This window comes from Labrys methylaminiphilus subsp. lupini (genome assembly GCF_051161885.1).
In the GTDB taxonomy this organism is placed as follows: domain Bacteria; phylum Pseudomonadota; class Alphaproteobacteria; order Rhizobiales; family Labraceae; genus Labrys.
In genome coordinates, this window is sequence record NZ_JBMDIH010000001.1 from 4,690,482 (window position 1) to 4,702,298 (window position 11,817).

The following is an 11,817-nucleotide window of genomic DNA, read 5'->3' on the forward strand; positions in this document are numbered from 1 at the left end:
GAAGCGGAACAGCTCTGGAGCGCGGAGATCCTGTCCGCCTTTCCTGTCCACAAGCGCTACAAATGGGAAGAAGGGAAAAGCGGACAGGATCTCCGCGCTCCAAAGTTAACCCTGTTTCACGTGAATCATCCCCAGGCCTGATTCACGTGAAACAAGCGCCCAGTGATTCACGTGAAACAGGCGCGCTTCTTCGGGAAAGGCGGCCCTATCCGTCCCTATCCCGCATGGAACCGATCGCCGTGGCCAGACTGGCCTCGTCCCTGACGGGTAGCGAGCAGCGCTGGCCGGAGCAGACGAAGACCGCTGGCTCGCCGTCGACACCGGCATTGCGCACCGCATGGCCCTCCGGCAGGTCCTCGGGGCTTTCGACCCGGACGACGGTTCTGGTCGGGAAGGGTTGATCGAGAGCGGCATGATATAGCCGTTCCGCTGTTTCTCCGTGGCCGCTCACGACGATCTCCAGGCCGTGGAGCCTCAGGTCCAGGGCGTTGAGCAAGGAAGCGTGCCCGAAGACATTCCCGGCCATTGCCGGCGACAGGGCGGCCAGCACTTCATCTCCCCGTTGCAGCCAGCGCTCCTCACCTGTTAGGACAGCGAGGCGGAAGAGATTGTCCGCCATGATGCCATTGGCGTTGGGAACGGCATCATCGAGGGTAGAGCGTGGTCGGGTGATGAGGGCAGCGGCATCCCTGGCTGTGAGGAAATAGCCGCCGCCCTCGACATCCGCATAATCGTGTTCGATTGCCTCCGCCCAGCCCAGGGCCTGAGTGAGATAATCTTGTCCCGCTCCGGCTTCATGAAGGGCAAGCGCGGCGCGGATCATGGCTGCAAGATCGGTGGCCAGGCCCGGCTTCAGCAACCGGCCGTCACGCCAGGAATGGCCGAGCCGCGGCCCGTCGGCCATGGATTCGGCGACGAAACGAAAGGCTGTCCGGGCGAGATCGAGCCAGCCCGGCTTGCCGAACACGACGGAGGCTCGAGCGAACGCCGCGATGGCGAGGCCATTCCAGTCGGCCAGGACCTTGTCGTCGCGGGCTGGTGCGACGCGCCTGGCCCGCTCGGCAATCAACCTGGGTCGCAGGTCCTGCCAGCCGATCTCGAGAGCCGGTTCGAAGTCCGGCTTGCCGAGGCGATTGGGAATGGATTGGCCTTCCCAATTGCCGCCGTCGGCGATGTCGAATGTATGGGCGACGAATTCGGCATCGTCCACGCCGAGGATCTCGACGAGTTCATGGGGTTTCCAGACATAGAAGCGCCCTTCATGCCCCTCCGAATCGGCATCGAGCGAGGCGGCGAAGGCCAATCCGTTCGAGATCTGGCCATCGCCTGCCATCATCTCGCGTTGCAGCCATTCGACCATCTCGGTGGCTGCCTGGCGGAAGAGATCGCGTTTGGTCTCCTGCCAGGCCAACGCCAGCAGTTCGAGCAACTGGGCATTGTCGTAGAGCATCTTTTCGAAATGCGGCACCAGCCAATATTCATCAACGCTGTAGCGGGCAAAACCGCCGCCGACATGATCGCGGATGCCACCCTGACAGATGCGTTCCAGCGTCAGCAGCATCAGCTTGCGGGCCTCGCTGCCCGGCCCGCCACGCCAAAGCAGTTCGAGATAGGATGCGTTGGGGAATTTCGGCGCGCCTTTGGTGCCGCCATTGATGGGATCGGTAATGCCGGCCAATGCGCTGATGGCCTGGGCGAGGCCATTGGCGTCGAAAGCGCGATCGCCACGCTGGGGGATACGATCGAGCACGTCGAGGAGCGCCTGGCGGTTGCGGCCGACCCTTTCGAAATCGGTGTGATAGGCCTTGGCGATGGCTTGGAGCACGTCGACGAAACCGGGACGGCCATAGCGCGATTCGGGCGGATAGTAGGTGCCGCCCCAGAAGGGTTCGCCGCCGGGCGTTAGGAACATGGTGAGCGGCCAGCCGCCCTGCTCCCCGAGAGCGTGGAGAGCGGCCATATAGATCTGGTCGATATCGGGCCTCTCCTCGCGATCCACCTTGATGTTGATGAAAAGCTCGTTCATGACGGCGGCGATATCGGGATTTTCGAAGCTCTCATGCGCCATGACGTGGCACCAATGGCAGGCGGCGTAGCCGACGGAGAGCAGGATCGGTTTGTTCTCGGCCCGAGCACGCGCCAGGGCCTGTTCGCCCCAGGGCTGCCAATGCACGGGATTGCCGGCGTGCTGGATCAGATAGGGGCTGGTTTCATGAGCGAGGTTGTTTTGCAGCGCGGTGGACATGATGGCAGCCTCTCTTTCGATAAGAGAGTATGGGGTCGCCGGGTGGGAAGTAAAAGCGTGGCTGTGTCGCGGAGGCGGGAAGTTGCCGGGCTTGCTGGAGTTTTCATGCATGGCTGAGACCATTGTCGCGCTTGCCTCGGGTGTCGGCTGTGCCGGCATCGCCGTGATTCGGTTGTCGGGGCCTTCGGTTCGATTCGGGTTGGAAACGATTGCCGGCGATGTGCCGCAGCCTCGCCGTGCCGCGTTGCGACGGCTGAAAGATCCGAAAAGCGGAGAAGTGCTCGACGAGGCCCTGGTACTGTTCTTTCCGGGACCGGCCAGCTTCACAGGCGAGGACGTCGCCGAGTTGCAGGTGCATGGCGGCCGGGCCATCATTTCCGGTGTGATCGCCGCGCTCGCCGCTCTGCCGGGCTTTCGCTTGGCCGAGCGTGGCGAATTCACCCGGCGCGCCGTCGCCAACGGCCGGATGGACCTGACCTCGGCGGAGGGCATTGCCAGCCTGGTCGAAGCGGAAACATCAAGCCAGAGGCGGCAGGCGCTACGCCAGGCGGGCGGTGCGCTGGAACGGGTGGCAATGACCTGGCGGCAGCGTCTCGCCGCCCTGCTGGCCCTGATGGAGGCGGAGATCGACTTCCCCGACGAGGAGGATGTCCCTGCCCTGTTTGCATCCGTACGTGCCGGTGCTGGCACATTGCTGGCCGAGATCCGGGCGGCGCTTGCCGGTGCGCGAAACGGTGAGCGGCTGCGCGAAGGCGCGGTGATGGTGATTGCGGGCCCACCCAATGCCGGCAAATCCACGTTGCTGAATGCCTTGGCCCAGCGCGATGTCGCCATCGTCTCGCCCATCGCCGGTACCACCCGCGATACGCTGGAGGTGCATCTCGATCTCGGCGGCTATCCGGTGACCCTGATCGACACCGCCGGCCTGCGGGAGACCGCGGATATGGTCGAGGCGATCGGCGTGGAGCGGGCAAAAGCGAGCCTCGATCGCGCCGATCTGGTGATCTGGCTCGAGGCTGACGATGCTCGCGCTGCCCCGCCCGTTGTGCCCGCCCCACTCATGCGCGTCCTTACCAAGCAGGACGATAGCCAGTATCCCCTGCCCCAAGGTCTTTTGCCTGATGGTTTCGAGCTCGGTCTCTCGGCTCGCAGCGGCGCCGGCATGCCGACCTTGCTCGAGCGGCTCGAGCAGGCAGCGAGGGCCGCATTGGAGAGCGGCGAGACCGCCCTGGTGACGCGGGAGCGCCATCGGCGGGAGCTCGAGACCGTGACGGCGCATCTGGCGACGGTGCAGGCGGCGGATGAGGCGGCGCCGGTGGAATTCGTCGCCGAGGATCTGCGCCTGGCGGTGCGTGCCATCGGCCGGCTGACGGGCAGGGTCGATATCGATGAAATCTATGACGTGATCTTCCGCGAATTCTGCATCGGCAAGTGAGGATCAGGCGCGCAGCGCCGTGACCCGGGCTCCCCGCTGGGATTTGCCGTTTCCGGCGTCGATCTCCGAGGGCTTGCGGGCGATCATCATGTAATTGAGGTGGAAGGTCGAGGGGGTCGTTGCTCCCAGAAAAGCAAAGCGGACATAGGCTCGTACGGCCGAACGCATCAGCTTCTTGATGGGCAGTACCAGCCTGGCGCGAAGATGCAGGGGCGTTTCGGTGGGTGCCCGCAATTCCCGAAGCTCGAAGCCCGTGGAGCGCATCAGTTCACCGATGAAGCCGGCGCCGATGGCATTGACATGGGTGGGGTCACCGTTCTGGACGGGCAACGCAAATGGGCTGTCGCCGTTGGGAAAGCGGGCGATCAGATACCCGCCCGGCTTGAGCACCCGCGCGGCTTGCCGGCACATCTCCTGCAAGGAATCGTAGGGTATGTGCTCGAAGACGTCGAAGGCTGCTACGATATCGACGGATAGTGGCTCCAGCAGCCGAAGGTCATCGATCACAGGGAAGCCAGACTGCTCGGCTCGTTCCCGCAGCACGGGCTGAATCTCGATGCCGATTACGGTCAGGCCGTTCTTCCTGCCCCAGCCGAGGAAAGAGCCATTGCCGAAACCGATCTCGATGACCGTCGAACCCGATAGCGCCGAAGGAAGATACGCCTTGACTTCCGTGTTATAGAAGACGTCCTCGCCGCGATTGAATTGGCCGAATTCCGCCGCGTCCCAGCCTTTCCAATTTGCATAGGCTTCATAGGACATCGACCGAACTCCTTCGTCAATCGAGCAGGAGGCAGCTTAGATTGCCGGGTTATCGGGTTCAAGGCGTAGGCGTCAGGTCAAAAGGGCTTACGCCGATGGCGCATCGAGGTTGCTGGAAACACGCTCCTACCACTGCTGATTGATGCTCGGGTCTCCCCGATTATGGTTGGCCGTACTCCCCGATGTGACCTTTCGCCGGCATGACGCCTTCCCTTTGACCCGTGGAGACCTTCGGCGTAAAAGGCGCGCGAAGGATCCAATCCAATGAAGCAGCAATTCGATGTGATCGTGGTGGGCGGAGGTCATGCCGGCTGCGAGGCGGCGGCAGCCGCTGCGCGGCTCGGCGCCCGGACGGCCCTCGTCACCCATCGTGCCGACACCATCGGCACGATGTCCTGCAATCCGGCGATCGGTGGGCTCGGCAAGGGACATCTCGTGCGCGAGATAGACGCGCTCGATGGTTTGATGGGCCGCGTCGCCGATCAGGGCGGCATCCAGTTCCGCGTGCTCAACCGCCGCAAGGGACCGGCCGTGCGGGGCCCGCGCGCTCAGGCGGACCGCGCCCTCTATGCTGCCGCCATGCAGACAGCCATTGCCGAGCAGGCCAATCTGAGCGTGATCGAGGCCGAGGTCCATGATATCGAGATCGCGGACGGCCAGGTCCAGGCTGTATTGACCGCGAAAGGCGATCGATTCGGATGCGGATCGGTTGTTCTCACCACGGGGACCTTCCTCAGCGGCGTCATCCATATTGGCGACATCAGGATGGCGGCCGGCCGTGTCGGCGAAGCCCCCGCGCTCGGTCTTTCCCGGACCCTCGCCCGTATCGGTTTCGAACTGGGCCGTCTGAAGACCGGCACACCGGCCCGTCTCGACGGTCGCACCATCGATTGGGCCTCGCTGGAAATGCAGCCAGGCGACGAGCCGCCGGAGCCGTTTTCGACACTGACCACGCATCTGCCCAATCCGCAGGTTTCCTGTGGCATCACCCGCACCACGCCTGAAACCCACAGGGTCATCCAGGACAATATCCACCGTGCTCCGATCTATTCCGGTCAGATCGAAAGTCGCGGCCCGCGCTATTGTCCATCGATCGAGGACAAGGTGGTCCGCTTCGGCGAACGGGACGGTCATCAGATCTTCCTGGAACCGGAAGGCTTGAACGACCATACCGTCTATCCCAATGGCATCTCGACCTCCCTGCCCGAGGATGTGCAGCAGGCCATGCTCGCCACCATTCCCGGCCTCGAGAAGGTAAGGATGATCCGCCCCGGCTATGCCATCGAATATGACCATATTGACCCGCGCGAACTCGACGCCACCCTGGAGGCGCGGCGGGTGCGTGGCCTGTTCCTGGCCGGGCAGATCAACGGTACCACCGGATATGAGGAAGCGGGTGCCCAGGGTCTCGTCGCCGGGCTCAATGCGGCGTGCCGGGCGGGCGGCGGCGACGGCGTCAGCTTCCGCCGCGATGAATCCTATATCGGCGTGATGATCGATGATCTCGTCACCCGCGGGGTCAGCGAGCCCTATCGCATGTTCACCTCGCGGGCGGAGTATCGTCTGACGTTGCGAGCCGACAATGCCGACCGCCGGTTGACCGATCGCGGTCTGGCGCTCGGCCTGGTCGGTACGGAACGTGAGCTGGCCTGGAAGGCCAAGCAGGCGGCGTATGAGGCAGCCTTGGCCTGGAGCCAATCCGTTTCGGTAACGCCCAACCAGGCCGAGGTGGCGGGCATTCACATCAATCGCGACGGCGTGAGACGCTCAGCCTTCGATCTCCTCGCTTATCCCAATGTCGGTTTCTCCGATCTCGCTCGTCTTTGGCCCGAGGCGGGTGAATTCGAAGCCGCCGTGCTGGAACAGGTCGAGATCGAAGCAAAATATGCGGTCTATCTGGAGCGGCAGAAGGCGGATGTGGCTGCTTTCCGTCGCGATGAAGATGTTGAAATCCCTCGCGATTTCGACTTTCAGGCCGTGGTCGGCTTTTCCAACGAGACACGGCAGAAATTTGCCAGCGTCCAGCCGCGGACAATTGGCCAGGCGAGCCGGATCGACGGCATCACGCCAGCAGCGACCACCCTTCTGCTGGCCGCCCTGCGCAAGCGCAGGCAGGCACGGGCCGCCCTCTGATCGATTCGGACTCGTATCGAATCTTTTTAAGAGCAGACCGACGCCAGCGGTGTTGGGAGCGACATGTCTCTCAATGCAGGCATCTCGCGCCTGGTCACGGGAGCGCCGTGTGTGGTGGGGAGATCCCAGCCGGACATGCCTGCCTGAGGGGACAGACCCTCGATGTGGGTGTTTCATGACGTTGGATTACTGCAGGTCTCACTTGCCTCTATAGCCTGCATCAGCCATGGTCCGGCCATGACTCTCGATAGCGACCGCCATGACGCCCTGCAATCCCTCCCTGTTTCACGTGAAACAGTTGGAGACTTTGACCTCTATGTCGAGCTGCTGCAGCGCTGGCAGAGGGTGAAGAACCTCGTGGCACCGTCGACCTTGCCGCAGATCTGGACGCGGCATATCGCGGACAGTGCTCAATTGCTCCCGCTACTTGGTGATGCCAGGACGATTGTCGATTTCGGTAGTGGCGCGGGCTTTCCCGGCATGGTCCTGGCGATTGCCAATAAAACGGTTCCTGGGTTTCGGGTACATCTGGTTGAGTCAAATGGCCGCAAGGCTTCCTTTCTGCGCGAGGTCGCCCGCATAACCGGGGCACCGGTGACGGTACACGCCGTCCGGATCGAGGATTTCGTCTCAGAATGGCAAGATCGCGCCGATCTGATCACGGCTCGTGCCTTGGCGCCACTCGTCGAGCTGCTCGATTACAGCGCGGAGTTGTTGAAAACAGGTGCTCGAGCCTTGTTTCTCAAGGGTCAAGATGTAGAGCAGGAATTGACCCAAGCCACTAAATATTGGAATATCCAGGCAGAATTTATACCGAGCCTTACTGACTCGACCGGGCAGATTGTTTCGATCAAAACCGCGACAAAGCACCTGGGCGAGTAAAATTTAGATGCCGTTTCCAAGCTTCAGGCTGCAGGAAAGATGGGTGCCATGACGTTGCCGCGTATTCTCGCTATTGCCAACCAAAAAGGTGGGGTTGGCAAGACCACGACAGCCATCAATCTCGGCACGGCGCTTGCCGCAATTGGGGAAGATGTGCTGATCATCGATCTCGATCCGCAGGGCAACGCCTCGACGGGTCTCGGCATCGGTATGAAGCAGCGCGTGCGCACTACCTATGATGTGATGGTAGGGGACTGCGATCTGCGCGCGGCGATTGTCGAGACCGTGGTGCCGCGGCTGCATATCGCGCCATCCAATATGGATCTGCTCGGCGTCGAGCTCGAAATCGCTGGTGAGCGCGACCGGGCATTTCGTCTGCGCAAAGCCATTCATGCTTTGGCGTCGTCGAGCGATTTCCGCTGCTCCTATGTGCTGGTGGATTGCCCGCCCTCGCTCAACCTTCTCACGGTGAATGCCATGGCGGCAGCGGATGCCGTTCTGGTGCCGTTGCAATGTGAATTCTTTGCACTGGAAGGGTTGTCCCAGCTCCTGCGCACAGTGGAGCAGGTTCGCAATTCGCTGAATCCACATCTCAGCATCCATGGCGTGGTGCTGACCATGTATGATGCCCGCAACAATCTTTCCGGGCAGGTCGTAGCCGATGTTCGCGAATTCTTGGGTGAGAAAGTCTATCAGACGGTGATCCCGCGTAATGTGCGCGTGTCGGAGGCACCGTCTTACGGCAAGCCCTCCCTGCTTTATGATCTGAAGTGCCCGGGAAGCCAGGCCTATGTTCGTCTCGCCTCCGAAGTGATTCAGCGCGAGAAACTATTGCGTGCCGCGTAAGGACCGACCATGACCTCTGATGATAAAATGCGCCCGCGCCTGGGACGCGGCTTGGCTGCTCTGATCGGCGATGCCGGTGACGAGGGGGCGGCGATCGAGCGAGCTCGCGGCCAGCGCCGCGTGCCGACGGGTTTCCTGAGGCCCAATCCGAAGAATCCACGTCAGAATTTCAGCGAAGACGAACTCGAAGATCTGGCAAATTCCGTTCGCGAGAAGGGTATCATTCAACCTATCCTGGTGCGAGCCGTCGCCGGTTCCATGGATGCCTATGAGATCATCGCGGGTGAACGGCGCTGGCGCGCTGCTCAGCGAGCCGAGCTTCATGATGTACCCGTAACGATCGTCGAGGCCTCGGACAAGGAGGCGCTCGAACTCGCCATTATCGAGAACGTCCAGCGCGCGGACCTTAACGCCATCGAAGAGGCGGTCGGCTATGATCGGCTGATCGAGGAGTTCTCCTATTCGCAAAACGACCTTGCGAAGGTGATCGGCAAGAGCCGCAGTCATGTGGCGAACACGCTGCGTCTGCTCAAGCTCCCTGACGCAATCAAGACCAATGTGGTGAGCGGCAAACTGACGGCCGGACATGCTCGCGCTCTGCTGTCGGTTTCCGATCCCGAAAGTGTGGCCAGGCTGATCATCGATGAGAACATGTCGGTGCGGGACGCCGAGAGCATCGTGCAGGATCAGTCGCAAAGCGCCGGCAAGACATTGAGGGCGCGCAGCCGCGTCGAGAAAGATCCCGATACGATTGCGCTGGAGCGAACCATCTCGGACGTACTCGGCCTCAGGGTTCTGCTCGATCATCGTGGTGATGGGGGTGAATTAAAGATTCGCTACAAATCACTTGAGCAGCTCGACGACCTTTGCCGCCGGCTGCGCGGCTAGAATGCGTGTCGGCATTGCGAGCCAAAGTAGAAGCTGGTTTTCAAAAAAGCAGTGCGATATCAATTACATAAGGCATCCAATCCCGGCTCTGGAATTGGATTGAACGCTGAGCGCTTTCGACCTCCTTCATCCACGGCCAGGGCGAGCCGAAGGCCCTGACGCAGCGATGAAGAGGGCAAGACCGGCTTCGGCTCCCGTAGGAGGCGCTGTCTAATCAACCGGCTTTCCGATTAGCCGCGCCACGTCGGCGCGGTATGACACCCTCATCCGAGTGCCCCTCCCATGCAGATTACCCTCACCACCTGGAACATCAACTCGGTCCGTCTGCGCATGGGGCTGGTCGAGCGTCTCGTAAGGGAGAAGAACCCGGATATTCTCTGCCTGCAGGAAACCAAGGTCGAGGACGGCAAGTTCCCCCTCAATGACGTGCGCAAGCTCGGCTTCGAACATATCGCCTTCAATGGGCAGAAGGGCTATCACGGCGTCGCGATCTTCTCGCGCCTGCCCTTCGAGATGGTCGACAAGCGTGAGTTCTGCCAGAAGGGCGATGCCCGTCATATCTCGATCCGCCTCGGCGCCGAAGCAGGGCTGAAGCAGCCCCTGACCGTGCATAATTTCTATGTGCCGGCGGGCGGGGATATTCCCGATCGTGAGCGCAATCCAAAGTTCGGCCACAAGCTCGATTTTCTCGCGGAGATGCATGCCTGGTTTGCCGGCGATTTTCCGCAGGCCAATGGCCGTGCACTGCTGGTGGGCGATCTCAATATTGCGCCTTTCGAACATGACGTCTGGAGCCACAAGCAATTGCTCGATGTGGTCTCGCATACGCCGGTTGAAACGGAAGCGATGAAGGCGATGATCGCGGTGGGGGGCTGGATCGACCTGATGCGTGAGTTCACGCCCGAACCGGCCAAGCTTTATACCTGGTGGAGCTACCGTGCGGCCGACTGGATCGCCTCCAACCGCGGCCGACGGCTCGATCATATCTGGGCGAGCCCGAGCCTGACCGGTACGGCCCGGTCGATCGAGATCCTCAGCCAAGCCCGTGGCTGGGAAAAGCCTTCCGATCACGTGCCGGTCACCGGCGTGTTCGAGATCGAGTAAAGGCTCATAAGCGCGACATAGCCGAGAGGTCGCAGGTCAGACCGGCCCGCAAAAGGCCGCTTGCATCGGACCTTGGGTCATAGCCTAGAGAGGATCGCAGGAGGTTCCGATGCGATCCGTATCCCCCGACGATAGTCACCTGACGGCCGCCGAATGCGCCCGCCGCATGAACCTGACGGTTCGAGCGCTGCGGGTCTATGAACGGCATCGGCTGATCGCGCCGCCGCGGACCGGCAAGAATTGGCGCCTCTATGGCGCGCGCGAAATTGCCCGGCTCAACGAAATACTGGCGCTGAAACATCTGGGCCTCAGTCTTGCCCGTATTGCGTCCTTGCTGGCCGGAAAGCAGACGGATCTCGCGCATCTTCTCGCGCTTCAGCAGCAGAGCGCTCTCGACATGCGTGCCCGCGCCGAACGCAGCCTCGCACTTCTAGCCGGGCTGCGCGCCCGATTGGCCGAGGGTGCGGCTGTCACCGCGGATGATCTCATCAAATTGGCGAAGGAAAGCAACATGGCGGATACGAGATCCGAGACCGTCGCCTGGCGACGCTACGAACAAGCGCGGCCTCGCACGGCAATCCCGGCCGACCGGCAGAAACTGCCCGACTATATCGGACATTACGAGCTTCGAGAGGGTGGACTGATCACGGTTGTCCTGCAGGATGATCGGTTGTTCGCCAGGGTGAGCGGGCAACCGGCTTTCGAGCTGTTTGCGGAAGGCGAGGATGCATTCTTCTATAAGGTAGTGCCGGCCCAGGTCGACTTCAGTCGCGATGCCGGAAAAGTCGTCGGCCTCGTGGTCCATCAGGACGGCTATGAACATGCCGCCCAGCGTGTCGATGAGGAGCGGGCGCGGCACAACGAGGCCAAGCTCGAACGCCGCATCCGGGAGAAGATTCCCGTCCTCGGTGGGGAGGCTCTCCTGCGCGGCATCATTCAGGATCATCTTCGCGGCGAGCCTGATTATGCGGGCATGTGTGAACCGCTGGCCGGACACGCTCGCGAGCAGGCGGCTTCGGTCCATGCCAGTCTCGCCAGGCTCGGCGCCCTACAATCCCTGACGTTCAAGGGCGTTTCGCAGGCGGGGTTGGACATCTATGACGCCGGTTTCGATGGCGGCGATTTGGAGTGGGGGTTTGCGCTCGCACCGGATGGAAGGCTCAGTGCCCTCTATCTGCGTCCCTTGCCATAGGTCTATGGTTTCCAGAAAATTAAGCCGGCAATTTATTGCCGGCTCCTTTGAATTAACCAAGTTGAGAAACTACTGCCAAAACCTGAACGAATCGCCGACGAATCGGAAGAACCCGAGCGTTGCGGGACAATTCTCTTGACGAAGGGCACCGATCGAATCGAGCGAGGAAATCGGCCTTACGCGCGATCGGTGGCCACTTGGTCTCTCGATTTCGCTCGGAGCCCGTCGAACGGGCGCTGCTCGATGGCAAAAGACCCGGTTCGGCATCGCTGAAATGCAGCAATCAATAGTCGGCTAAAAATGATGCAGAACTGCTCCCCCCATAGGCGA

9 protein-coding genes are annotated in these 11,817 nt (G+C 61.7%); 7 read left to right on the top strand and 2 right to left on the bottom strand.

The window, feature by feature from the left end:
* Positions 1–205: 205 nt before the first annotated feature.
* A complete protein-coding gene (locus ACN6KF_RS22070; protein WP_434958913.1) occupies positions 206–2,245 on the bottom strand; it encodes a thioredoxin domain-containing protein in 2,040 nt (679 codons plus the stop codon).
* Between the two features lie 109 nt (positions 2,246–2,354).
* Between ACN6KF_RS22070 and mnmE the strand changes: the two genes are divergently transcribed.
* The gene (gene mnmE / locus ACN6KF_RS22075; RefSeq protein ID WP_434958914.1) at positions 2,355–3,680 is read left to right on the top strand and encodes a tRNA uridine-5-carboxymethylaminomethyl(34) synthesis GTPase MnmE; all 1,326 of its coding nucleotides are present in this window, start codon (positions 2,355–2,357) and stop codon (positions 3,678–3,680) included.
* A gap of 3 nt (positions 3,681–3,683) precedes the next feature.
* Here mnmE and ACN6KF_RS22080 read toward each other — a convergent pair whose 3' ends face one another.
* Positions 3,684–4,442: a class I SAM-dependent methyltransferase gene (locus tag ACN6KF_RS22080; protein ID WP_434958915.1), complete on the bottom strand. Its 759-nt coding sequence runs from the start codon at positions 4,440–4,442 to the stop codon at positions 3,684–3,686.
* A 264-nt stretch (positions 4,443–4,706) separates the two neighbouring features.
* On the opposite strand from ACN6KF_RS22080, the gene mnmG reads away from it, so the two are divergent.
* From mnmG to ACN6KF_RS22110, 6 genes are all read left to right on the top strand, one after another.
* Entirely contained in the window at positions 4,707–6,575 is a 1,869-nt protein-coding gene (mnmG, locus tag ACN6KF_RS22085) for a tRNA uridine-5-carboxymethylaminomethyl(34) synthesis enzyme MnmG (protein WP_434958916.1), read from the top strand.
* Between the two features lie 237 nt (positions 6,576–6,812).
* Positions 6,813–7,457, top strand: a complete 645-nt coding sequence (gene rsmG / locus ACN6KF_RS22090) for a 16S rRNA (guanine(527)-N(7))-methyltransferase RsmG (RefSeq protein ID WP_434958917.1) — start codon at positions 6,813–6,815, stop codon at positions 7,455–7,457.
* A 39-nt stretch (positions 7,458–7,496) separates the two neighbouring features.
* Complete coding sequence (locus ACN6KF_RS22095) at positions 7,497–8,303, top strand: ParA family protein (protein ID WP_434958918.1); 807 nt, start codon at positions 7,497–7,499, stop codon at positions 8,301–8,303.
* Positions 8,304–8,312: 9 nt separating this feature from the next.
* Entirely contained in the window at positions 8,313–9,191 is an 879-nt protein-coding gene (locus ACN6KF_RS22100; RefSeq protein WP_434958919.1) for a ParB/RepB/Spo0J family partition protein, read from the top strand.
* Between the two features lie 282 nt (positions 9,192–9,473).
* Positions 9,474–10,295 (top strand): exodeoxyribonuclease III, encoded by an 822-nt coding sequence (gene xth / locus ACN6KF_RS22105; RefSeq protein ID WP_434958920.1) that lies wholly within the window; start codon positions 9,474–9,476, stop codon positions 10,293–10,295.
* 109 nt (positions 10,296–10,404) lie between these two features.
* Positions 10,405–11,487: a MerR family transcriptional regulator gene (locus ACN6KF_RS22110; RefSeq protein ID WP_434958921.1), complete on the top strand. Its 1,083-nt coding sequence runs from the start codon at positions 10,405–10,407 to the stop codon at positions 11,485–11,487.
* Positions 11,488–11,817: the final 330 nt, after the last annotated feature.